The following is a 24,046-nucleotide window of genomic DNA, read 5'->3' as shown; positions in this document are numbered from 1 at the left end:
AAAGCACTATTTCCGTGCGGCGGGACCCATGTATCAGGCGACCCGATCGGAAAGCTGCCCGCCCCCACTGCTTTCGGCCAGTTTACTCGACGCCTCGATCTGATAGACCAGAAGAAACAATTTTCGACTCCCGTCGAGCGGGCAATGGCGCGTGCCAGATCGTACTGACGAAAACTCGGCCATTTCATTTGGGCCATTTCGGCTGTTTCCAAGGTCCCGGCTCCTGGAGAAGGATGGCGCGTCGCTTCATGTCGGCGGCCGCGCGCTCGATATCCTCATCTTCCTCGCCGAGCGCCCCGGTGAAGTCGTCGACAAGAGAGTGTTGGTCAAGCGTATCTGGGCCAACGTCAATGTCGACGAGGGCAGTCTGCGCTTTCACGTCGCAGCACTGCGCAAGGTGTTAGGCGATACCGGAAAATCTGCCCGTTATGTCGTCAATGTGCCTGGGCGCGGCTATTGCTTCGTCGCCTCTCTCGCTCAAGCTCCCCCGTCGGCCATTTCGCCCGTCGCCGAAGTCGCGCGGCCACGCTCCCTCCCGACGCCGCTCGCAAAAATGGTCGGGCGAGAGGAGGTCATCGAGAAGATCTCGAACGGGCTTTCGCTCCATCGCTTCATGACAGTGGTCGGCCCGGGCGGCATCGGCAAGACCGCGGTCGCGGTGGCCGTCGGACATCGCCGGTCGACGGACTTCGGTGGGCGCGTTTTCTTTGTCGACTTCGGTCCCCTGAGGGATGCTAACCTCGTTGCAACCACCATTGCCTCGGCGCTCGGACTGACCGCCAGCTCCGAGGATCCGATGCCGGGCCTGCTGGCATTCCTGAAGGCAAGCCCGGTCCTCCTGATCTTCGACGGTTGCGAACATGTGCTGGATACGTTGGCACCGCTGGTCGAGCGCATCGTTCGCGATGCGCCGCGGCTTCACGTTCTCGCAACCAGCCGGGAGTCGTTCCGGAGCGAAGGGGAGCGGATCTTCCGGCTGTTCCCACTGGATTGTCCGCCCGAGCGCGACGGCCTGAACGTCGCCGAAGTCCTCGCCTACCCTGCGGCCCAACTCTTCGTCGAGCGCGTCGCCCAGAGCTCAGGTCCGTTCCAGCTTACCGCAGAAGAGGCGCCCCTCGTCGCCAACATCTGTCGGCGCCTCGATGGCATCGCGCTTGCGATCGAGCTTGCGGCAGGCCGCGTCAATGCGTACGGCATCGCAGGCACGGCATCCCTGCTCGACAGTCGCTTTTCGCTGCAATGGCGAGGGCGGCGCACGGCTGTTCCGCGACACCAGACGCTGAGCGCTGCGCTCGACTGGAGCTACGACCTCCTGCCTGCGGCCGAGAGCGCCACCTTGCGACGACTGTCGGTCTTCGTCGGGCCCTTCGCACCGGAGGCGGCTGCCGCGGTCGCGTCCGGCGATGGCCTTAGTGCATCGGAAACGCTTGAGGCGATCGACAGCCTGGTCACCAAATCGCTGATCTCGCCGTCCGGCTCACGGGCGTTGCGCTATCGCCTGCTCGACACCACGCGCACCTATGCGCTCGGGAAGCTGAACGAGCTCGGCGAAACAAGGCAGTTCGCGCGACGCCATGCCGAGCATTTTCGCGACTTCTTCGAGCACGCGGAATCCGACACATCAACTCCGCTGCCGGAATGGCTGAGCATCTATGGCGCCGAGCTCTACAACGTACGCGCGGCGCTGGACTGGGCCTTCGCGCCCGACGGCGACTCTGCGCTGGGTATCGCACTGACGGCGGCCGCGGTCACCCTGTGGGTACGTCTTTCATCGTTCGCCGAATGCCGCGAGCGCGCCAGAACGGCGCTCGCGGCGCTCGGAGACACCGGCGGCGATGACCGTATCCGCATGCAGCTCCTGTCGGCGCTCGGCTGGTCGCTGATGTATGGCGAGGGGCGCGCGCGCGACGCGCGCCCGATCCTCGAGACGACCCTCGAATTGGCCGACCGGCTGGACGACAAGGATTTCCGACTGCGGGCGCTCTGGGGATTGTGTATCGACCAGTTCAACAACGGACAATTCGGCAAGGCGCGCGCGCTCGCCGATCGTTTTGCCAACGCGGCAGCGAACTCGTCCGACAAGACCGATCTCATGCTGGCGGATCGGCTGATGGCGGTGGCACTGCATTATCTCGGAGACCAGATCGACGCGCGGCTACGTATCGATCGGGTGAACGCCTCGCTGCATGTGCTGGTGGAGAAGCCCAAGATCTTCCCGCTCGATCTCAGGATATCGACGCAATACTTCCGGGCCCGCATTCTGTGGCTTCAAGGTCTGGCCGATCAGGCTCAGGCGCTCGCCGCCAGAAACATCGAGGAGGGCCGCGCCAACGGCCACGCGCTCACCTTTTGTAGCGTGCTGGGACAAGCCGCCTGCCCGATCGCGTTCCTGGCCGGCGATTTCGACGCCGCGGAACGCCACGGCACCGAGCTACTTGAACACACCGAGCGCCACGCAATCCGGCTGTGGGGCTTGTGGGCCCGAGCCTTCAACGCGGCGGTCATTGCGAAGCGTGGCGACGTCGCGACGGGCCTGTCGCTGCTGCGCGAAGAGCTCAATCGCGCCGGCGATGCGCGCTTCCTGCCACGCTTTCTTCCTCTCCTTGGCGAGCTTGCGGCGTGTTTCGGAGAGGCCGATCAGGCCGATCGCGGCCTTGATGTGATCGAGGACGTCTTGGCACGTTGCAACGACCGGCAGGAGCGATGGTATTTGCCGGAGCTGATCCGCATCAAGGGAGAGCTGATGCTCAAGCAGGCGAAGAATTTATCAGCTGCCGAAGGGTGTTTTGGCGAGGCCATGGAGATCGCGACGCAACAGGGCGCGCGCTTCTGGGAGCTGAGATGCGCGATCAGCATCGCGCGGTTCAGAATTGGACAGGGACGCAATGCGGACGCGTTGGAAATTCTGGACAGCGTTTGCGGATCTCTGACCGAGGGATCTCGCACCGCAGATCTGCGCAACGCACGCGGTCTGATCGAGCAACTCCGGCTCTGACCAGGCGCAGAGCCGGAGAGGCTTCAGTCTTCGCGTTCCGCATCATCCCGGAGCGGGCACTCAGTTCATCGGGCCCGAGGAATAAATCCGGGCACGCCAGTCTCCACCACTGCGTTGAACCTGACGTTGGTCGTGATCTGCTCCCGCATCTCGCGCATGGCCTCTTCAGGCAGGGCCGAGATGTCGAAGTTTTCCTGGATGCGCCGGGGATTGGTCGAAGTCGTCAGGAAAGCGGTGCCACGCTGGACAGCCCAGGCTAAAGCAACTTGAGCCGGCGTCTTGTGAACGCGCTCCGCGATGGCGGTGATCGCCGGGTCGGCGAGGACGTTTGGCTCCATGGCATGTCCCAACGCTGCAAACGCCTGCAGGACAATTCCATGCTCTCGACAGAAGTCGAGCATGCCCCATTCGGGAAGATACGGATGCGCTTCGACCTGCACCATGGCAGGCCTGATCCGCGCAACCGCAACGATCTCGCGCAGCTTCTCCAAGGTAATGTCCGACAGGCCGATCGACTTGCAGTGCCCCTCGTCGACGAGGCGCTCCAGCGCCCGCCATGTCTCCACCAACGTGACGCCTGAATCATAGATGACCCGACCGTGCTCGTCCCTCGGGTCCTGCTCGTCGCCCGGTTGAAAGGCAAATGGCGTATGGATGATGTAGCAGTCGATATCGTCGAGTTGCAGGCGCCGGCGACTGGCGTCGAAGGCAGGCTTGACCCGCTCCGGCCGATGATTGGTGTTCCATAGCTTGGTCGTAACGAACAGGTCCTGGCGCTGAAGCGTCCCCGCCTTGAACGCCTCTTGCAATGCATCGCCAACCGCCTCTTCGTTGCGATAGCGCTCCGCACAATCGAGATGTCGAAATCCCGCCTCCAATGCAGTCTTGGTAGCCTGCTTCGTCACGAGCGGATCCGGAATCAGCGTGCCAAACCCGACAGCGGGAATCGTCCCGGACCCGTGGGTGGGAATCCTCGTATAACGAAGCGTATCGGATAGTGTCATGCCTATACTCCCTGGTTCAGCCGGCCGCCCGCCCATGCGGCGCCGTCGAGTTCGACCGTTCGAAATTGGTAGATGCGACGTCATTTCAGGGCTCCACGGTCATCAACCGGCCGGCCGCGGCTTACGGAGGAAAAGCACGAGCGGGCTCACGACGAGCATGGCAAACATCAGGATCGCGAACTGGTCGATGACGGCGACGGTGGCCGCCTGGCGCGTGACCATGCCGTTGAGTGCAGCAAGGCCCGGCCTTCCGATCGAGCCTGCGACATGAGCAGCGACACGGTAGGGCGTGAGGTTCTTTGCGAGTGCGAGGTGCACGGCCTGCGTGTTGGCGTAGAAGAAGATCTGGACCACCGCGATGCCGATCGTGCTGCCATAGAGGCGCGACAGGTTGATCAGCGCGCTGCCCTCCGGACGCAGCTTCGGATCGAGCGTGCCGAACGCCGCCCTGGCGAGCGCCGGAATCAACATGCCAAGGCCGGCACCCTGGAGCAGGCCGGTCTCGACCACTGGCCGCCAATCCATCGCCGGAGAATAGCCAAGCATCAGCCAGTTGGCGTAGACCACCAGCGCCATTCCACCCATCAGGAACGGCCGGTAGTCGATTTGCGCCGGAACCAGGCTCGTCAGCACCAGCGCACCAACGAGCGCCACGCCGCGCGGAATGGTTATGTAGCCGGTGGTGTCGACGGGGTAATCGAGCAATTCCTCCAGCATCGGCGACGTCAAAGCCAAGGTCGGCAGCAGGACGAAGCCGAGAGCGAAGGAGATGACGGTCGAGAGGACGAGGTTGCGATCCCTGAACAGCGCAGTGCGGAGAAAATGCTCCTTGGTGGTCATGACGTGCACGATGAAGAGATAGAAGCCGAGGACCGAGGCTATTGCTTCGACGCTGATTTCCGTCGAGGCGAACCATTCCAGGCGCTCGCCGCGGTCGAGCAGCATTTGCAGCCCGATCATGCCGGAGGAGAACGTCGCCAGGCCGAAGAAGTCGAAGGGCTGGCTTCGCTCCGCCTTCTTCTCCCGGAGTGACAGCGCCATCGCCAGGAAGACGAAGCCCGCCATCGGCAGGCTGAAATAGAAGATCGACGGCCAGCCGTGGTATTCGCTGAGCCAGCCGCCAATGCTGGGACCGGTGCTGATGCCGAGCAACGAGCAGACCGTCCACGCCAGGCTTATCCGCGCCTGTCGCGCCGGCGGCGTCACCTCAAGCAGGATCGCCAGCGACAGCGGCGCGAGCGGACCGCTCGCCGCTCCCTGGAGGATCCGGGCCAGCACGAACTGGATCGATGTCGTCGCCAGCGTGTCGAGAACAAGGCCGAGCGCGAAGACGGCGACGGCGACTTGGTAAACCGCCTTCCGGCCATAGCGCCCCGCGAGCCACTGCGTGATCGACATGGCCACAGCGCTCGCCGCGATATACGAGGAGAAAATCCAGCCGACCTCGTCATTGCCCATCGAGAGTGTCGCCTGGATGTGCGGCAGAGCAGCATTCGGCACGGAGATATTGACGGCCTGCATGTAGGTCGCCATCAAGGCGGCCGCGGAGATTGCGCGACGGCCGCCGGCCGCCGCGGTCGATGCAAGAGCGGTACTCATTTGCCCTCCCTCGCGTGCGCGGGCTGGAGCAGATTCGGCCAAGTGCGGCGATAGCCGGTATCGACCCGCGCGGTCACACTGATGCCGGAGAACAGCGGCCAGTTCGGATCGAGATCATCGAGCTCGAGACGCACCGGCAGACGTTGGACGACCTTGACCCAGTTTCCCGTGGCATTCTCCGGAGGCAGGACCGAGAAGTCCGACCCGGTCCCGGGACTCATGCTGACGATATGCGCCTTAAACGTCCGATCCGGATAGACATCGACGTCGATCGTTGCTTCCTGACCTGGACGCATGTGGGTCAGGCCGGTTTCGCGAAAATTCGCCTCGATCCAGACCTGTCGGCTCGACAGCAGCGTGAACGCCGGCGCTCCGGCAGTGACGAAGCCGCCGATTTGCAGTTCGTCGACTTTCGTCACGATACCATCATCGGGCGAGGTCACGGTGGCATAGGAGAGATCGAGCCGCGCACGGTCGAGCTGGGCCTTGGCTGCCCGGACTGTCGGATGGCGATCGACATCGATATCCGGATCGCCGTTCAGCGCAACGATCGTGTTGGCGATCTGCTGTTCGATCGACGCGATGCGCTGGCGGGCTACCTTGAGGTCCCTGTCGGCTCGTTCATAGACCGCGCGCGGCGTGAAGTCGGAGGCGACCAGCATTTTCTTGCGGTCGAACTCGCGCTCGTCGAAAGCAGCCGATTCCTTCGCCGACTGCAGTTCCGCCTGTTGCTGGCGGTAGGTCGCCTTGAGGGCGTCGATCTGGAGGCGTGCACTGCCAAGCCGGGCGTCCGCCTGATCGACGCTGATCTGGTAGGGCTCCGGATCGATTCGGAACAGCACTTGGCCCTGCCGAACGCGCTCATTGTCCCGCACGGCGATTTCGACCGCCTGGCCGGAAACGCGGGCGTTAATCGTCACCTTCGCCGCGCGAACGAACGCGTCGTCGGTCGTGACGTATTGCTCCCGGGCGAGATAAATGGATGCGCCGAAGACCGCCACGACGATCGGCAGCGCGAGCATCAGGGGCCGCCGTAGCCGCTTCGCGAGCTCCGGTCCGAATAATTGCGCAGCAGCCTCGCTCCCACGGAAGCTCTTGCGACCGCCCACCCAGCCGGCGATTGGCGCAAAATCGAAACGCATCGAAAGCCTCATCTCTATTCATTTTTATAACGCTCGTTACAAATACTGTCCCATGGAACGGCAATCAAGTCCCCTCTATTGATTTTTATAACGATCCATACAAATATACGTAACGACGTAAGGCAGCCGAGGTTTTGACGATATGGCGGGAAAAAAGAGCGAAACGGGCCCTGCGCGGCGAGGGCGGCCGCCTGCCTACGACGCACAGTCAGCCCTCAAACGTGCAACCGAGACCTTCTGGAAGACCGGTTACTCCGGCACTTCGCTGGACAAGGTCGCAGCCGCCACCGGCATGAGTCCGCCGAGCCTCTATGCGGTATTCGGCAACAAGCACGCCCTCTATCTCGAGGCACTCGCGCGCTATTGGGACATCAGCCTGGCCGCGACCCGCGAGGCTCTCGCGGGGGACCATCCCTTGGATGAAGCGCTGATGCTTGCCTACGACGCGGCGCTGTCGATTTATTTTTCGGGCAAGGGACCCGCGCGCGGCTGCTTTGTGGTCGGGACCGCAGTAACCGAGGTCGCGGAAGATGCTGCGATCCGCAAAAGTGTTGCGACGGGACTTCGCGCGATTGACGCCGATTTCGAGGCACGTTTCCGCCTCGCGCAGGACAAGGGCGAATTGAAGCGCGAGGCCGATCCCGCGGCGCTCGCGATCCTCGCGTCGGCCACGATGCATACGATCGCGATCCGCGCCCGAGCCGGCGCTTCCCGAACCAAACTGAGGGAGGTCGCCCGGAAGGCGGTGACTGTGATCTGCGGATGACGACAATCTCGTACGCGTCGGTCATTGCGCCAATCCGGGAGACGGCTCTTTGGACCGACGCGGCAGCTTCCAGCCGGGACGCACAAAGTGACACGTATAGCCGTCCGGATAACGCTCGAGGTAATCCTGATGCTCGGGCTCAGCCTCCCAGAACTCGCCGACGGGCGTGACCTCGGTCACGACCTTGCCGGGCCACAGATGCGACGCCTCGACATCGGCGATGGTGTCTTCGGCGATCCTCTTCTGCTCGTCCGTCGTGGTGAAGATCGCCGAGCGATAGCTCGTGCCCCAGTCATTGCCCTGGCGATTAAGCGTGGTGGGATCGTGGATCTGGAAAAAGAACTCCAGCATGGTCCGAAAGCTCGTCTTCGCGGGATCGAAGATGATTTCAATCGCTTCCGCGTGGCCATCGTGATTACGATAGGTCGCGTTCTTCATCTCGCCGCCGGTGTAGCCGACGCGGGTTGAGATCACGCCGGGCTGCTTGCGGATGAGATCCTGCATGCCCCAGAAGCAACCTCCGGCCAAAACTGCGCGCTCTGTCGTCATGTGATGTGCTCCATTTAGTCAGCCCGGATGCCGCCGCCTTGCTGTGCCACTGCATGCAAGCGCGGATCATCATCGTCGTCATGATATTCGAGACCAAGCGGCCCGATCGCGGAAACTTGCGTGACGTATTCGCCGGCCTTCGCCCAGTGGAAATGCCAGGTCTCGCCGGGCAGGACGATGACGCTTCCGGGCGGATAGGCATTCACCTTGTCGCCGTCGAAGGTTTCGCCGAGCCCTATGTAGAAGACGCCTGACATGACCGTGTAGATGCGATCTTCCGGATGCTTGTGCGGCATCAGCCTGGTGCCGCCGGGCACCTTCACCCGGACCACATAAGGACCGGGTTCGGCGGGATGGCCGACCATGACGGCCAGCCGCGCGCCGGGCGGGAACGCCGGAAACGGCTTCCATGCAATATCCTCGGGCAGGATCGCCCGGAACCTATCTTCATCCGGCTGATGTTGGCGGGGCATGGCGCCGTTTCCTGTGTTCGGCTAGGTCAGCTTGGCGTCAAGCGTGATCGCGGCGTTGAGAACCTTCGAGACCGGGCAGTTCTTCTCGGCCTCGCCGGCGATGCGGGCAAAGCCGGCGTCGTCGAGGTTCGGCACCTTGGCGCGCAAGGTCAGTGCCGACTTGCTGATCTTGAAGCCCTTGCCCTCGGGCTCGAGCGTCACCGCGGCTTCCGTCGAGAGCTCGGTCGGTGTGAAGCCGGCGAGCTGCAGGCCGAAAGCCAGTGCCATCGTGAAGCAGCCGGCGTGGGCCGCGGCGATCAACTCCTCCGGATTGGTCCCCTTCTCGTTCTCGAAGCGGGTTTTGAACGAATAGGGCGTGTCGGCCAGGACGCCGGATTCGGCCGACAGATGGCCGTTGCCATCGCGACCGGTGCCTTGCCAAACTGCTTTTGCCTTACGGATCATCTCACTTCTCCTTGATTGTTTGCGGATCGTTCCAGCGCCGCACCGGCGCTCCGCACCGGTGGAAGGCGACTTCGGTGTCGCCGCCTGTCGCCCTTCCAACAGATCGAGCGCCGCAGCGGTTCCGTCAATTGCCGATCTGTCCGACGTGGAAGCCAAGCCGATTCTCGACGTCGCCGGCGCGGTGGAAGCCGCGCCCCATCAGCGCCTTGATCCTGCTCTGGCTCGCCGGACGACCGAGCGAGGCCAGGAACGCGTCCCATTCGGGCTTGATCTCGACATCAGGCGGCAGGCTAGCGACATCGACGAGGCGCTTGGTTTCGGCGATGGCGTCTTTGTCGAAGGATGCAATGCGCATCGCGAGCGCCTCGACGAAGCCATCGAGCTCCGCATCCGGCATCGACCGGTTCACATAACCGTAGCGTTCCGCGAGATCGCCGCCGATGTCATCGGCGCCGAGCAGCACTTCGAGCGCACGGCCGCGGCCCATCAGGCGCGGCAGCCGCGCCATCGGCCCGCCGCCGGGCACCAGACCCGCGCCGACTTCCCATTGCGACAGGATCGCCTTTTCGCGGCTGGCGAAGCGCATGTCACTTGCAAGGGCGAGTTCGCTGCCGACCCCAGTCGCACGGCCGCGGATCGAGGCAATGGACACGACCGGCGCGCGGCTGAGGCGCACGAGCATGTCAGGGAGCGCCTGAAGCCCCGTCGGCCCTGGCGGGATGCTCAGGGAGTCCTCCAGCGGTGCGAGGAAATCGTAATGCGTGATGAAGAAGCCGTCGACGGCACTGTCGAACACGACGACCTTCACCTCCGGGTCGGTCTCGATCGTGGTGATGACGTCGTTGAGCAGCGGAAGCTGCTTCGGGCCGAAGATGTTCACCGGCGGCATGTCGAAGGTGACACGCCAGTATGACGGCAGGCGCCGCTCAAGCCGTATCTCATCGGTCGTGAAGGTGCGTTCGGGGCGGTTCATGATGTGTACTCCTGACGTGTGTTCGAAGGGAGGGACGCGTGCATCCGCGCGTCCCGCTGATCTCAGATCGACTGGCGCAGCGGCCGGAACGCGGTGCGCATTTCCGCGCAGAACAGCCCGGGCTGCTCCCAAGCGGCGAAGTGTCCGCCTTTATCGAGGCGGTTGTAGTGGATCAGCTTCGGATAGGCCTTCTCGGCCCAGCTGCGCGGCGCGGCGTAGATCTCGTCCGGGAAGACGCTGACGGCGACCGGGATCTTGATGTGCTTGGGTTCGAAGAACACCAGCTTGTTTTCCCAGTACAGGCGCGCCGACGACACCGCGGTGTTGGTGAGCCAATAGAGGGTGATGTTGTCGATGACATCATCCCGCGACAGGCCTTCGGTCTTCCCGTCGAACACCCGCGCAATCATGGCAGCGCTGTGCGCGTCATGGTCGAGCATCCAGGAGGCGAGACCCGCCGGTGAGTCCACCAAGCCATAGAGCGTCTGCGGCCGGTTCGACATCTCGATCGCATAGCCGAGCCCGTGCTTGTAGAAATCGTCGAGTTGGTCGTAGGCGCAGCGCTCGTCGGACGAGAGACCTGCCGGCCGCGACCCGCCGGGCTGAAGCGCCTTGGCGATGTCGTCGGGAACGGTGGCGGGCATGTTGGTGTGAATGCCGAGCAATTCCGGCGGCGCCAGCAGCGCCATCTGCTCGGTGACGGCATTGCCCCAGTCGCCGCCTTGCGCGACATAGCGGCCGTATCCGAGCCGCTGCATCAGCACGACCCAGGCTCGCGCGACGCGCTGAGGATCCCAGCCGAGTGCTGTCGGCTTGCCGGAGAAGCCATGGCCCGGGAGTGACGGGATCACCAGATCGAACGCGTCCGCCGCTTTTGCACCGTGCGCAGTGGGATCGGTGAGCGGGCCGACGATCTTCATCTGCTCGATGATCGACCCGGGCCAGCCATGCGTGACGATCATCGGTAGCGCATTCTCGTGGCGAGAGCGGACATGGATAAAGTGGATGTCGACGCCGTCGATCTCGGTGACGAATTGCGGCAACGCGTTCAGCCGCGCCTCCATCTTGCGCCAGTCGTAGTCGTTCTGCCAGTAGCCCACGAGCTGCTGGACCGTCGTCAACTGCACGCCCTGCGATTGATCGGCAACGATCTCACGATCCGGCCACCGGGTCGCCGCCAGACGGCGGCGCAGTTCGTCCAGATCCTCCTCGGGTACGTTGACGTGGAATGGACGGATCGCGCCGCTTGCGGCTGCCTTTGCCGGATGCAGCGGCAGCAGGCTCGCGACGCTGGCGGCAACAGCTCCCATCGCGGCCTGGCTCAACAGTTGGCGGCGGTCAGGGTTGAGAATGTCGGTACGTACTTGCGTCGTCATGTTGGATCTCCCTGGCTTGGTCGGTGACGTCGACCGAATTCGAGATCGTCAGGTCGGTTCGTCTGAAACGACATTGGCGCAGGCACCCGCAATTTGCTCGTTATGGATTGTTAGACTGCGTTAGCCGTTGCGAGTCCGCGCGACGCAGAGGAAAAGCGATCGATGATGGGCGATGCGCGCAATGCACATGCAAATACGGCGCGATGAACAATGTCATCGCGCCGTGTTGGCTAACGTCAGGAGAAGCGTACGTATTGCGAGGGTTATACCGCCGCGATCAGAGACGCCCTGGCGCGATCGAGCGAATCCGCCTCAAGCTCGCTGGTCAGAAATTGCGCGCGTCGATTTCCGAACGACCAATCCTCATCGCTCGTCGTGACCATCGAGACAACCACATCGGTCGGCGCGATACCGCACTCTTTCGCCAAGCTCTCGCAGAGCGATCTCTGCAACTCACGATGGCAACGGCTGACCGGCTTGCTCGCGTACGATGTAGTCGGCGTACCAATCCGCCCAGTTCTCGTCATGCGAGCCAGTGCGCTTCTCGTGTTGGCCATGCGCCACCGCCGCGCGACGCAGCGCCCCTGCCAGTTCGCTCTGCGAGGTGAACGTCGTATCGCTCGCAGCGATACGCCCGGGCAGTCGTGCGGTAACCTCCTGGAACAGCCAGCCGTTGCCGTCGGGATCGCTAAACGATGCAAACGAGCTATAGCTGCCGCGCGTCGGGTCAGCGCCGTTGACCCGAACGCTACCGAACAGATAGGGCTCGTCCGGCCCGGCGTGAACATCGCCGCCACCGTGGAATGGTTCGCTCACCTCGATGCCGCGGCCGAGAATATCCTTCCGTGCCGCCTCCAGATCGGAGACGATCAGATACAATCCTCGCGCCGAGCCGGGCGCTGCGGCCGTGACGTTCTTGCCGAAGATCACAGAACAGGCCGAGCCGGGCGGCGTGAACTGGATCACGCGCCAAACGTCGCCCGAGGCAAAATCGGCGTCCAGCCTCCAGCCAAGGCGGGCGTAGAACGCCTTGGCACGATCGACATCCGACACGGGAATGACGACGATCTCGAGCTTCAAATCAACCCCACGAACCTTCGATGGCTTGGCATCGATTTCGCGATCTGTTCCGACGACTGTCATGTCGAACTCCTTGTTTGAAAGCGCGGGTTCGGTGTCGAAGCCCCCTCTGGGCACAACGTCTTTGGGGTCGACGGGAGAATATTGCTCGTTATGGGGGTGTGAGGGCCCGTTAGCTGTTGCAAGTGGCGGCAGAGCAAAACTCGGCCACCTTCAAGCAGCGGCCGGCATCACGATGGTCACCCGTGTCCCGCCCTGCCCCGCCTCGCCGTGCATCCGGGCGCGGATGCTGCGTGCGAGCCCTTCGAGGATCCGGCTGCCGGTGCCCTGAAGCGGACCGGTCGCGCCGATCCCGTTGTCGGCCACCGTGCAAGACCATGCGCCGTCGCGATTGGCCACGTCGATACGGATCAGTGCATCATTCTTGTTCGGAAACGCATGCTTTGCCGCGTTCGTGACCAGTTCCGTCAGCATCAGCGCGAGCCGATGACATTGCGATGCCGACAGCGCTCCGCTTTCGATCGCGGCCTCGCAGCGGATGCCCGCCGGCTCCAGCACGGCTCCCGAAAGCGCTTCGCACAGGCTTCCGAAGAAGGCCTCGACGGAGACTGTCAACAGGTCGTCGTTGTCAGACAGAAGTTGATAGAGCCTGCCGAACGCGACGATACGCCGCTCGAACCGGTCCACTGCGACCGACACATCCCTGGTACCGGCGCGTGTGAAATCGCGGCGGACTGACGCACCCAGCAGTGTCAGCGTATTCTTCATCCGATGGTGGGACTCCCGCAGCACGAGTTCCCAATCACGCGACTGATCGTCAAGATTGGCGACGTATTGAGATCGAGTGACGTTGTCGTTCGGCCGAGAGCCGATAGCGGGCATGATACCCTCCCCGTTGGAAGTACGACCTAACTCGACGGGGATACTGGCGGAGAGCTGCGGCTTACGCTCGTTAGACGTTGCAAGATTCTGTTATGATCGATGGCGTGGGAGGTTGTACGGCGTGAATGCCGCCTCGGCGGCCAAATGCTCTTCCGGATTTCCCGATAGCCGCATAAGCCGTTCGCGTTTAAACGAAATTTGCGACGTATCGTCATAGGACTTTTGGCTAGTCTTGGTCCCGTTGCGCGATTTCGCCGTTTTCGGCCGGTTTACTCAAGGCCTCGTTTTGGTAGATCAGACAAGTAGACAGCATCACTTCCCTTTCGCTGGAAGCATGGCCCGTGCCAGACACTAACGATCAGGACTCGGCCATTTGCTTTGGGGCCTTTCGGCTGTTTCCAAAGTCGCGGCTGTTGGAGAAGGATGGCGCTCCGCTTCACCTCGGCGGTCGCGCGCTCGACATCCTGATCTTTCTCGCCGAACGGGCCGGCGAGGTCGTGGACAAGCGGGAGTTGATGAAGCGCGTCTGGGCCGAGGTGAATGTTGACGAAGGCAGCCTGCGCTTCCACATCGCGACGCTGCGCAAGGTCCTGGGCGATGCCGGCGATGCCTCGCGCTACGTCGTCAATGTACCCGGACGGGGCTATTGTTTCACGGCACCGCTGCTCCGGGCTGCAACTTCGGAGAGCCGCGCGAACCTGCCGGTCTCCTCGCCTCGCTCGCTACCCTCACCGCTTGCGAAGATGATCGGGCGAGACGATGCCGTCGAGAAGATTTCCGCCGAACTTGCCCTGCATCGCTTCGTCACCATTGTCGGCCCCGGAGGGATCGGCAAGACCTCGGTCGCGCTCGCCGTCGCGCACGGCGAGCTTCCGGCCTTCGACGGTCAGGTGTGCTTCGTCGATTTTGGCGCGCTGACGGAGCCCAGGCTCGTTCCCGGCACGATCGCTGCAGCGCTTGGCTTGACCGTCAATTCCGAGGACCCGATACCAAGCCTGCTGACGTTCCTTCGCAGCCGGCGGATGCTGCTGGTCTTCGACAGTTGCGAGCACATCCTCGATGAGCTCGCGCCCCTGGCCGAGCGCATCGTGCGGGAGGCGCCCGGGCTGCATGTGCTCGCCACCAGCCGCGAGTCCTTTCGCACCGAGGGTGAGCGCGTCCATCGGCTGTTTCCGCTGGATTGCCCGCCCGAGCGCGACGGACTCAGCTTGGCTGACATCCTCGCCTATCCCGCAAGCCAGCTCTTCGTCGAACGCATTGCCGAGAGTCTGAGCGAATTCGAACTGAGCGAGGACGACGCGCCGCTCGTTGCCGATATCTGCCGACGACTGGACGGAATTGCGCTTGCGATCGAGCTCGCGGCCGGACGGGTGAACGCTTATGGAATTGCCGGCACCGCCTCGCTGCTCGACAGCCGCTTCTCGCTGCTATGGCGGGGGCGGCGGACCGCGATCCCGCGGCACCAGACCCTGAGCGCGGCGCTTGCCTGGAGCTACGACCTGCTGCCGGCAGCCGAAAGCGCGACGCTGCGCGGATTGTCGGTGTTCGTCGGGCCGTTCACGCTGGAGGCCGCTCTTGCCGTCGCATCCTGCCAGGGCATCAGCGAGCCCGAGGCGGTCGAAGCGATCTCGAACCTGCTCTCCAAATCCCTGATCGCGACCTCGCCTGCGGAACGGCGGCTGCGATATCGCCTGCTCGATACGACCGGCGCCTTCGTGGCGGACAAGCTTGTCGAGAACGGAGAAGCGGCCCGCGTCGCGCGCGCCCACGCCGAATATTACCGCGACTTCCTGCGCGACATCGCGCTGAAATCCATGGGCATGCAGAGCGCGGGCGGCTTCCTTCCCTACGCCGACCACCTGCCCAATGTCCGCGCCGCGCTGACCTGGAGTTTTTCGGAAGGCGGCGACCGCGCAGTCGGCGTGGATCTGTCGGCGTCGGCGGCTCAGTTCTTCCTCGAGCTGACCTTGCTGACGGAGTGCTACCGTTGGACCCAGCAGGCGCTGGCATCTCTCGATACGGCCTCGGTTGACAGCCGCCAAGAGATGACGTTGCAGGCCGCGCTCGGCGTCTCCGTGATGTTCACGCAGGGAAACACTGACGCGGTCCGCTCGGCGTTCACGCGAAGCCTTCAGCTTTCCCGGGAGCTCGAGAACCTGCACTGGCAGCTATGGTTGCTGCGCGGATTGCACATCTACCTGACCAGGGTCGGAGATTTTCACGGCGCGCTCGGAACCGGCGAGCAGGGCGAAGGCGTTGCGCGGAAGCTGAACGACCCCGCCAGCATGCTGAACGTGGAATGGATGCTGGGCGTGGCGCATCACCTGATCGGCAACCAGGACAAGGCCGTGCAGTTCTGCGAGAGCGCGATGGTGCACACTCCCGGCTCGCAGCGGCTGAATATCGGGCATCTCGGTTATGACGACCGTATCGTTGCATTGGTGGCGCTGGCGCGCGGGCTCTGGCTCACCGGCCGGCCCGATCGTGCGATCGAGGCGGCCAGATACACCGTTCGCGAGGCCGAGCAACTCGAGCAGCCGCTCACGCTCGGCATTGCCCTGATCTGGACGATCTACGTCTTTCTGTGGGTCGGCGACTGGGCCAATGCCGAAATCATGATCGAGCGGCTGATCAATCATGCAGAGCGGCACTTCCTCGGTCCCTATCACGCGGTCGGCATCGGCCAGAAGGGCGAGCTTCTGCTGCGCCGCGGCGACGTCGCCGGCGGCATCGAGCATCTTCGCCGCAGCCAGGCGACGCTGTACGCGACGCGGCACAGGATCATGACGACGGTGTTTGCGACCGCGCTCGCGGAGGGTCTCGCGTCCCAGAACGAGCCCGACGAGGCCCTGCGCACCATCGACGAAGTCATCGCCCAGATCGGCGACCACGGCGAATCCTTCGACATGCCGGAGATGCTCCGGGTCAAGGGGGATATCCTCGCGGGGGCAGGCAATGCCGCGGAGGCCGAGGGCTATCTTCAGAAATCGCTTGTCCTGTCGCGCCGGCAGTGTGCGCTCGGCTGGGAATTGCGCGGAGCCGTCAGCCTTGCCCGCGTCTGGCATCAGGCCGGGAAGGCCGGCGACGCACGCGCCCTGCTCGCGCCGCTCGTGGCGCAATATCAGGAAGGCATCTCGACCCGTGATCTGGTCGCCGCCAAGGGACTCCTGGGCTCTCTGAATTGAGAGCATCTTCAACGGGATACCGATAAATCGGGCACTTGCAACTCCTAACAACTTCTAACGCGCCAAGCCGCGCACGCCCCGCCATGGTGGTCACACTTCACGGTGGATTCGGCGAAACATGGCACTTCTTGACGATGCGATCGATGCCAGCGGCGGTTTAGCCCGCTGGAACAGTTTAAACCGGTTCACGCTGCATCTTTCTGTTGGGGGGACACTGTTCTCCAGCGCCGGACATGCCCGTGAATTCAAGGATGTCACCGCGGAGGGATCGACGCGGACGCAATCGGTCCGCTTCACCGGCATTACCGGGGGAGAACAGTCCGGCTCGTTTCAGCCGGACACGATCACGATCGAAAGCCTGGACGGCGAGGTGTTGCGGTCCTGGCGCAACCCGAACCTCGGATTCCTCGAGGTCGGCGCACACACGCTGGCGGACGAATTGCACCTCGTCTTCTTCTGCGGCGTGGCCATCTGGAGCTATCTGACTAGCCCATTCCTCCTCGCTCATCCCGATGTCGTGGTGGAGGAGCTGTCGCCCTGGCGTGAAAACGCCGAAACCTGGCGGCGCTTGCGGGCCCAATTCCCCCCACACCTCATCACGCTCGCGCCCGAGCAGATCTTCTTTTTCGACGAGAACGCCCTGCAGCGGCGGACGGATCACGATCTCTTTGGAATGAAGGTCGCACACTCATCCTGGGCCCATGACAGTTTCGGCGGCATCGTTGTGCCGACGCTTCGTCGTGCGCAGACACTCCGGCCTGACGGAACCGTGATCGCCAAGCCCGTGCTGATCGACGTCGAGATCTTCGACGCCGTCTTCGAGTAGCCGGCAGCGGCTCGCGGGCGCTCGCAACGTCTAACACTACATAACGAGCCAACGGCCCAACTTGGGTGCAGATTACGCTTGCGCGCGGCGAACCAATGCACGCTCGACGAAGACCTGCACCCCGGCGCGCATCTACCACGACGGAACGCATCATCCAGCAAGCGCAATCTAGGGAAAATGTGTCATGAAGGTATTGATGGTCATCACCTCGCACGACCAGTTGGGCAACACCGGCCGCAAGACCGGCTTCTGGCTCGAAGAACTCGCCGCCCCCTATTTCGTCTTCAAGGATTCCGGGGCCGAGATCACGCTCGCATCCCCCAAGGGCGGCCGCCCGCCGCTCGACCCCAAGAGCAACGAGCCCGAGTTCCGTACCGACCTCACGCTGCGCTTCGAGAAAGACGCGGTCGCCGAGGCCCAGCTCGACAAGACCGTTCGCCTCAACAGCGTCCGGCAGGAAGATTTCGACACTGTCTTCTACCCCGGCGGTCACGGCGCGATGTGGGACCTCGCGGAAGACAAGGACTCGGTCAAGCTGATCGAGTCGTTTCTCGCCGCCGGCAAGACAATCGCCGTCGTGTGCCATTCGACCGGTGCGCTGCGTCATGTCAAGACACCCGAGGGCAAGCCACTGGTGCAAGGCAGGGAGGTGACCGGCTTTACCAACGGTGAGGAAGAGGATGTCGGCCTCACCAAGGTGGTGCCCTTCCTTGTCGAAGACGAGATGCTGAAGCTCGGCGCCGTCTTCTCGAAAACAGCAAACTGGGGAATCCACGTCGTCAGCGACGGCCTGCTGATCACGGGGCAAAATCCCCATTCGTCGGGCCCGGCCGCGCAGACGCTGCTCGCCGCCCTGAAGCAAAAGGGCAAGTCGGCGGCGTAGACCGCGCATCGGGCGGCCGACCAGACTTTTTGGGTGCGGTTGCCCGCTTCTCTTGGAGCGGCCGCTATCCTTCCCCACACCAACTCTCAAGATGTCGATGGGCCTAGCGATATGAATATGCTGACCTTGCTGACTGTTTCGGCCACCATGGCCTGCATGGCACTTCCGGCATCGGCCCTCAATTCCAGCCGGCGCACGATCAGCTATCACACCGTCGAGATCCAGGGCCTCAAGATCTTCTACCGAGAGGCCGGGCCGGCCGATGCTCCGATCGTGCTGCTGCTTCACGGCTTTCCGTCCTCGTCGCGGATGTGGGAGCCGTTGCTGAGGAGCGACCGCGTGGCGAGCTGCCACGCGTCGTACAATGCAACGACCACAGGAGACACGCATGTCCGACAATATCAACCGTGAACGACGCCGCTTCTTCGGCAGCGCGGCCATGACACTTGCAGCAGCCCAGCTTTCGCTGAGCGCAACGGCCGCGGCGGAGACGGCGAAGCCGGTGAGATCTGCGAGCGCCATCAAGCCGAGAACCAATACGTCGTTCGCGTCCCTGAAGCAGATCGATGCCGGATTGCTCAACGTCGGCTACGCCGAGGTGGGTCCCGCGGACGGTTCGCCCGTGATCCTGCTCCACGGCTGGCCCTACGATATCTACAGTTTCGTCGATGTCGCGCCGCTGCTCGCCGCGGTCGGCCATCGCGTGATCGTGCCTTACTTGCGCGGTTACGGCACCACACGCTTCCTGTCCGACGCGACGATGCGGAACGGGCAACCATCGGCAATCGCGGCTGACGTCGTCGCGCTGATGGACGCGCTCAAGATCAACAAGGCCACGATCGCCGGCTTCGACTGGGGCGCGCGGACCACCAACATCATGGCTGCGCTTTGGCCGGAGCGCGTCAAGGCGATGGTCTCGGTGAGCGGCTATCTGATCGGCAGCCAGCAGGCCGGCAGGATGCCGCTGCCGCCAAAGGCAGAGCTTCAATGGTGGTATCAGTTCTACTTCGCGACCGAACGCGGCCGTGACGGCTACGACAAATATCGTCGGGATTTCTCGAAGCTGATCTGGCAGCTCGCTTCGCCGCAATGGCACTTCGACGACACCACATTTGAGCGCAGCGCCAGGGCTTTCGACAATCCGGACCATGTCGCGATCGTGATCCACAATTACCGCTGGCGGCTCGGACTCGCCGAGGGCGAAGCGAAATACGACGATGAAGAGAGGCGGCTGGCGCAGGCTCCCGTGATCACCGTGCCCGCCATCACGATGGAGGGTGACGCCAACGGCGCGCCGCATCCGGAGCCGTCAGCCTACGCCAAAAAGTTCTCCGGCCGATATTCGCACCGGACCATCAAAGGCGGTGTCGGACACAATTTGCCGCAGGAAGCGCCGGTCGCGTTTGCGGAATCGATTATCGCCGTGGCTGCGGACGCCTGATCGGCGTAGCGCCAGGGACCCCGATGACGCCGACTAACAGCGAGGTGTACGCATATGCCTGACCAATACCGCGACGACTGTCCTACGGCATTCAATCTCGCTCGCCGCGACGTGTTGCTAGGCGGGCTCTTGATCGGTGGGTTTGCCGCATTGCCAACGCTGGCCGCTATTGCGGCTCCGACTTCGTGGTCGGATCAATCCGCGGCGCGATTCATGGAAATTTCGTCTCTGCTGGTCCCCCATCGCCTCAAAGACGAGATCGGGAAGCGCATGGGTGCGGCGATGGGCACGTTGAATCCGTCGCTGTCGGAGCAAATTGACGGGCTGCTTTCCATCGCACGACAAAAGAACGCGGGGGTCGTCGAGGATTTCTTCGCCGACGTGCCGGAAGGCCCGCTCAAAGAGACTGCGCTTGCGATCATTTCCGCCTGGTATCTCGGCGTCGTAACCGACGCGCCCGATGCCGAGGTGTTCGCCTACGAGTATGCGCTGATGTACCAGCCGACTAGGGACGTCATGACCATTCCCTCCTACGCGATCTCCGGGCCGAACCGTTGGACCGCCGAGGCGCCCCCGCTGAGCAGCATGCCTGAATTTTGAACGCGGTTCTCTCGAACAAACGGGAATTGTCCAGATGGCCAGCGATTACAGTGCAGACGTCGTCATCGTGGGAACCGGCGTGGTCGGTTGCCTGATCGCGCAACAGGCTCTGGACGCCGGCTTGTCCGTGCTGATGCTCGAAGCCGGTCCTCGCGTCGATCGTTGGCGGATCGTCGAGAATTACCGGAACCTGCCGCCGAGCCTGCGGCTGTTTCACTGGAATGCGCCCTATCCGCCGAAACCGTGGGCGCCGCACCTCGAAACGCGCACGGCCAAAGAGCAGGAGCAATATCTTCAACTGGAAGGGCCGAATGCCCGCGCTTATCTCCAGGGCTATGTCCGCTATGCAGGTGGCGCAACGTGGCATTGGGCCGGAATCTGCTGGCGCGTGACGCCCGAGGACATGCGCCTGAAGAGCCTTTATGGGGTCGGCCGGGACTGGCCATTCAGCCACGAAATTATCGAGCCCTATTACACCCGCGCGGAATACGCGATCGGCGTAAGCGGTCCATCCGACCCGGCGCATCAATGGCCGGCGAATGGAAAACGCTCAAAACCCTACCCCATGGGACCAATTCCCTTCGGTCCCGGTGAGCATCGTTTCACGGAGGCCGCCGCGAGAATCGGGATGATCAACTTGCCAGCGCCTCAGGCACGCAATAGCGGCGTGTCCTACGACGGCCGGCCGGCGTGCTGCGGCAACAACAACTGTTTTCCCGTCTGCCCGATCGCCGCCAAATACGATGCGGCGACGGCCTTGCCGAAGATCGAGGCCAAGGGCGGCAGGATTCTCGCCAACGCGGTCGTCTATCGAATCGAGACGGGCGAGAAGAATGCGATCGACGCGGTTCACTTCTTCGATCCGGACAAGCGCTCGCACAAGGTCACTGCCAGACTCTTCGCGATTGCCTGCAACGGCATCGAAACGCCAAAGCTGCTGTTGCTGTCCAAGGACGAGCGCAATCCCAACGGCGTGGCGAACAGCTCCGATCAGGTTGGGCGCAACATGATGGACCAGCCCAAGCTCACCGCGGAGCTGGAGCTCAGAGAACCGCTATGGACAGGCGTCGGGCCGGTTCAGAGCAGCAGCATACTCAATACCACCCAGGGTGAATTCCGCAGCCGCTATGCCGGAGCGATGTTCCGTATGGAAAATTTCGCCCGCAGCCCGCTCGGCGCAGCCGCCGCGTTGAAAAAAGGCCTGGTCGGCAAGGCCCTGGATGCCGAGATCCGGCGGCTCTCCGCTTGCACGGCGAGATTGACCGTGGAGCACGAGATCCTGCCTTCAGCGAATAACCGATTGACGCTGTCCAGCCAGAAAGACTGGCTCGGCATCAACAAGCCCAACATCTATTACGACGTCGGCGACTATGTGCGTCAAAGCGCCGGAGAATACACCGTGCCGCGACTACAGCAGTTGGCAGCCGAACTCGGCGCCACCAAATTCCAGCTGTCCCCCGAGTTTCTCAACAGCGACCACATCATGGGCGGCTGCGTCATGGGGACCGAACCGGCGACGGCGGTGGTGGATGCCGACTGTCGCGCGCACGATCACCCCAATTTGTTCTTGCCTGGCGGCGGTGCGATGCCGAGCGCAACGGCTTCGAACAGCACTCTCACCATGGCGGCGCTGGCTCTGAAGGCGGCGGACGCGATCACCGACCAACTCAGGCACGGCTGATCATGGGCAACTCAAGTCACCACCTCAGCGTACTGCTCATCTGCTTCGCTGCAACCGCGGCCAGCACTTGTCAGGCCGCAGAGCCGCCGAATCAAACGGCTGCCATGATCAAGCGCGGGGAATATCTCGCAACGGCCGCCGACTGCGGCGCCTGCCACACCGCGCCAGGCGGCAAAGCCTTCGCCGGCGGACTCCCCATCCCGACGCCGCTCGGCACCATCTATTCGACCAATATCACGCCATCGGCTGATCTCGGGATCGGGCGCTACACGGAGCAAGATTTCTCGCGAGCGCTCCGTCGCGGCGTTCGGCGCGATGGCGCCAACCTCTATCCTGCGATGCCGTACACGTCCTATGCGAAGTTCACGGAGGAGGACGCACATGCGCTCTATCTGTACTTCACGCAGGCGGTAACGGCGGTCGAACAGCGTCCGCCGCCGACCCGGCTTCCGTTTCCGATGAACATCCGCGCGTCGATGATCGCCTGGAACCTGCTGTTCCTGGACTCGGCAACCTTTGTGCCAGACCCGCGTCAATCGCCGGAATGGAATCGGGGCGCCTATCTCGTGCAGGGAGCGGCGCATTGTGGCACCTGTCACACGCCACGCGGCTTTCTGATGCAGGAAGAGAGCAGCCGAGCGTTGTCAGGCGCACAGGTCGGGCCCTGGTACGCGCCGAACATCACGTCGGATCCGGTAAGTGGCATTGGGAGCTGGACCAAGGACGAGCTCGTCGCATACCTGCGCACGGGACATCTGTCAGGAAGGGCGCAGGCGGCCGGAAGCATGGGCGAAGCTGTCGAGGACAGTTTCCAGCACCTTGCCGCCGCGGACCTCGACGCCATCGCGACGTATGTCAGGACTGTTCCGGCCGTCCGCGATCCAGCCGACGGCATTTCCCGATTCTCGGCCGGAGAGATGTTCTCCGAACTCGCAGAGCTGCGCGGACGCGACGGCATCAGGTCCGATAGCGATTCCGATCCAAGCGGCGCAATGCTGTTTCAAGGCAATTGCGCCTCCTGCCATTCGGCTGAAGGACAAGGCAGCAAGGACGGTTACTATCCAAGCCTGTTCTCGAACTCGGCCACTGGCGCCAACAATGCGGCCAATCTCATTGCTACCATCCTGTACGGCGTGAATCGTACGACATCGGACGGACAGGCCTTCATGCCCGGCTTCGGCGGTCGCTCGACCGATGCCAATGCACTCAGCGATCGCCACATCGTGGCGCTGGGCAACTATGTGCTCACCCACTATGGGTCTGCCGGCACCGCCATCACCGAACAACAGGTCGCCGAGGGACGCCAAGGCGGCCCCTCCTCGCCACTGCTCGCGATCGTCCGCGGGAGCATGGCAGCCGGAGCGGTCGTCGTATTCTTGGGCATTGCCTTTTTCATCGCCCGCAGACGAAAGGTTTCCACCTGATGTCCAGTTCGGTCCGGCATGACTTTTCGGATAGGCGGGGATTTATCGACGTCGCGGGCTTTCGCTTCGACCCGATCAGGCAGCCCGCTCATTCAGCATAAGCCGTGCGGCCTTCAAATCGGCGGTCTCGAACCCCTCCGAGAACCGGTCATAGGTTTTGGCAAGTTCTTCGGTCGGATTTTGGACGCCCTGCCGGCCCCGAAGCCGCACGAGCGACATTTCCGTCCGCAGCCGCCAGGACAATGCGCCCTGTCGTTCGGCCAGTGCGGCCGACAAGGCAAGGCTTGCGTCTGCCGCTTCGAGATTTCCGCTGTGCGCTTCAAGCTCTCCCCGCAGACGCAACAGCTCGGGCATGTCGAACCCTCCGCCCTCCTGTTCGACCCGCGCAATGGTGTCGTGCAAGACCTCGAGCGCTTCTGGCAGCTGTCCAAGCCCCGCCAGACCCTGCGACAGCTCCACCACGAACGCAGACGCATAAAGCTCGTAGTGATCGGCATGCAGGCGCCGCAGCGCCGTCCGCAACCCTTCGATTCCGGGCTCCAGCTCGCCGCGGGCGATCATGGTCTGCGCGCGAAAGGCGGCGGTGATCGCCTCGAAGGGCGTCAGCCCATGAAGGCTGACATGAGCCGCCAGACGGCCGGTCATCGCCTCCACGGCGTCCCAGTCGCCGATCCATGTAAACAGTGTCGCGGACCAGCCGAGGGCAATGCAGTGCATGACGAC

At 63.2% G+C, this 24,046-nt stretch carries 20 protein-coding genes and 2 pseudogenes; 10 read left to right on the top strand and 12 right to left on the bottom strand.

Annotated elements, in window-relative coordinates; translation table 11 throughout:
- The first annotated feature begins 151 nt into the window (after positions 1–151).
- On the top strand, positions 152–2,995 hold the full coding sequence (locus tag IVB18_RS14790) for a winged helix-turn-helix domain-containing protein (protein WP_247989780.1): 2,844 nt from the start codon (positions 152–154) through the stop codon (positions 2,993–2,995).
- 65 nt (positions 2,996–3,060) lie between these two features.
- Here IVB18_RS14790 and IVB18_RS14785 read toward each other — a convergent pair whose 3' ends face one another.
- The 3 genes from IVB18_RS14785 to IVB18_RS14775 all read right to left on the bottom strand — a co-directional run bounded on the left by IVB18_RS14785 (position 3,061) and on the right by IVB18_RS14775 (position 6,740).
- The gene (locus IVB18_RS14785) at positions 3,061–3,999 is read right to left on the bottom strand and encodes an aldo/keto reductase (protein ID WP_247991643.1); all 939 of its coding nucleotides are present in this window, start codon (positions 3,997–3,999) and stop codon (positions 3,061–3,063) included.
- A gap of 102 nt (positions 4,000–4,101) precedes the next feature.
- Positions 4,102–5,598, bottom strand: a complete 1,497-nt coding sequence (locus IVB18_RS14780) for an MDR family MFS transporter (RefSeq protein ID WP_247989779.1) — start codon at positions 5,596–5,598, stop codon at positions 4,102–4,104.
- Positions 5,595–6,740, bottom strand: a complete 1,146-nt coding sequence (locus IVB18_RS14775) for an HlyD family secretion protein (protein ID WP_247989778.1) — start codon at positions 6,738–6,740, stop codon at positions 5,595–5,597. The genes IVB18_RS14780 and IVB18_RS14775 overlap by 4 nt, the downstream gene beginning before the upstream one ends.
- Before the next feature lie 142 nt (positions 6,741–6,882).
- Here IVB18_RS14775 and IVB18_RS14770 point away from each other — a divergent pair, with 142 nt between their 5' ends.
- The gene (locus IVB18_RS14770; RefSeq protein ID WP_247989777.1) at positions 6,883–7,506 is read left to right on the top strand and encodes a TetR/AcrR family transcriptional regulator; all 624 of its coding nucleotides are present in this window, start codon (positions 6,883–6,885) and stop codon (positions 7,504–7,506) included.
- 21 nt (positions 7,507–7,527) lie between these two features.
- Here IVB18_RS14770 and msrA read toward each other — a convergent pair whose 3' ends face one another.
- The 8 genes and pseudogenes from msrA to IVB18_RS14730 form a co-directional block, all read right to left on the bottom strand.
- On the bottom strand, positions 7,528–8,055 hold the full coding sequence (gene msrA, locus IVB18_RS14765) for a peptide-methionine (S)-S-oxide reductase MsrA (protein ID WP_247989776.1): 528 nt from the start codon (positions 8,053–8,055) through the stop codon (positions 7,528–7,530).
- A gap of 14 nt (positions 8,056–8,069) precedes the next feature.
- Positions 8,070–8,528: a cupin domain-containing protein gene (locus tag IVB18_RS14760; RefSeq protein WP_247989775.1), complete on the bottom strand. Its 459-nt coding sequence runs from the start codon at positions 8,526–8,528 to the stop codon at positions 8,070–8,072.
- A gap of 21 nt (positions 8,529–8,549) precedes the next feature.
- Positions 8,550–8,972, bottom strand: coding sequence for an OsmC family protein (locus tag IVB18_RS14755; RefSeq protein ID WP_247989774.1), 423 nt, complete (start codon positions 8,970–8,972; stop codon positions 8,550–8,552).
- Between the two features lie 124 nt (positions 8,973–9,096).
- Positions 9,097–9,945, bottom strand: coding sequence for an enoyl-CoA hydratase/isomerase family protein (locus IVB18_RS14750; RefSeq protein ID WP_247989773.1), 849 nt, complete (start codon positions 9,943–9,945; stop codon positions 9,097–9,099).
- A 62-nt stretch (positions 9,946–10,007) separates the two neighbouring features.
- Complete coding sequence (locus IVB18_RS14745; RefSeq protein ID WP_247989772.1) at positions 10,008–11,321, bottom strand: epoxide hydrolase family protein; 1,314 nt, start codon at positions 11,319–11,321, stop codon at positions 10,008–10,010.
- A gap of 263 nt (positions 11,322–11,584) precedes the next feature.
- A pseudogene (locus IVB18_RS14740) lies at positions 11,585–11,737 on the bottom strand (hypothetical protein); the annotation flags it as partial.
- A gap of 37 nt (positions 11,738–11,774) precedes the next feature.
- Positions 11,775–12,464: a VOC family protein gene (locus IVB18_RS14735; protein ID WP_247989771.1), complete on the bottom strand. Its 690-nt coding sequence runs from the start codon at positions 12,462–12,464 to the stop codon at positions 11,775–11,777.
- A gap of 150 nt (positions 12,465–12,614) precedes the next feature.
- On the bottom strand, positions 12,615–13,283 hold the full coding sequence (locus IVB18_RS14730; RefSeq protein ID WP_247989770.1) for a sensor histidine kinase: 669 nt from the start codon (positions 13,281–13,283) through the stop codon (positions 12,615–12,617).
- 341 nt (positions 13,284–13,624) lie between these two features.
- Here IVB18_RS14730 and IVB18_RS14725 point away from each other — a divergent pair, with 341 nt between their 5' ends.
- The 8 genes and pseudogenes from IVB18_RS14725 to IVB18_RS14690 all read left to right on the top strand — a co-directional run bounded on the left by IVB18_RS14725 (position 13,625) and on the right by IVB18_RS14690 (position 23,323).
- Entirely contained in the window at positions 13,625–16,468 is a 2,844-nt protein-coding gene (locus IVB18_RS14725; protein ID WP_247989769.1) for a winged helix-turn-helix domain-containing protein, read from the top strand.
- Positions 16,469–16,586: 118 nt separating this feature from the next.
- A complete protein-coding gene (locus tag IVB18_RS14720) occupies positions 16,587–17,294 on the top strand; it encodes a hypothetical protein (RefSeq protein WP_247989768.1) in 708 nt (235 codons plus the stop codon).
- Between the two features lie 184 nt (positions 17,295–17,478).
- Positions 17,479–18,177 (top strand): type 1 glutamine amidotransferase domain-containing protein, encoded by a 699-nt coding sequence (locus tag IVB18_RS14715; protein ID WP_247989767.1) that lies wholly within the window; start codon positions 17,479–17,481, stop codon positions 18,175–18,177.
- Between the two features lie 147 nt (positions 18,178–18,324).
- Positions 18,325–18,501: pseudogene (locus tag IVB18_RS14710) on the top strand (alpha/beta hydrolase); the annotation flags it as partial.
- A 64-nt stretch (positions 18,502–18,565) separates the two neighbouring features.
- Entirely contained in the window at positions 18,566–19,618 is a 1,053-nt protein-coding gene (locus IVB18_RS14705; protein WP_247989766.1) for an alpha/beta hydrolase, read from the top strand.
- A gap of 54 nt (positions 19,619–19,672) precedes the next feature.
- Positions 19,673–20,218, top strand: coding sequence for a sorbitol dehydrogenase family protein (locus tag IVB18_RS14700; RefSeq protein ID WP_256476768.1), 546 nt, complete (start codon positions 19,673–19,675; stop codon positions 20,216–20,218).
- A 34-nt stretch (positions 20,219–20,252) separates the two neighbouring features.
- The gene (locus tag IVB18_RS14695; RefSeq protein ID WP_247989764.1) at positions 20,253–21,899 is read left to right on the top strand and encodes a GMC family oxidoreductase; all 1,647 of its coding nucleotides are present in this window, start codon (positions 20,253–20,255) and stop codon (positions 21,897–21,899) included.
- Positions 21,900–22,003: 104 nt separating this feature from the next.
- Positions 22,004–23,323 (top strand): cytochrome c, encoded by a 1,320-nt coding sequence (locus IVB18_RS14690; RefSeq protein WP_247989763.1) that lies wholly within the window; start codon positions 22,004–22,006, stop codon positions 23,321–23,323.
- Positions 23,324–23,398: 75 nt separating this feature from the next.
- Here IVB18_RS14690 and IVB18_RS14685 read toward each other — a convergent pair whose 3' ends face one another.
- Positions 23,399–23,977 (bottom strand): hypothetical protein, encoded by a 579-nt coding sequence (locus IVB18_RS14685; RefSeq protein WP_247989762.1) that lies wholly within the window; start codon positions 23,975–23,977, stop codon positions 23,399–23,401.
- Positions 23,978–24,046: the final 69 nt, after the last annotated feature.

Source organism: Bradyrhizobium sp. 186, assembly GCF_023101685.1.
GTDB lineage: Bacteria > Pseudomonadota > Alphaproteobacteria > Rhizobiales > Xanthobacteraceae > Bradyrhizobium.
This window is presented reverse-complemented; position numbering and strand designations above follow the sequence as displayed.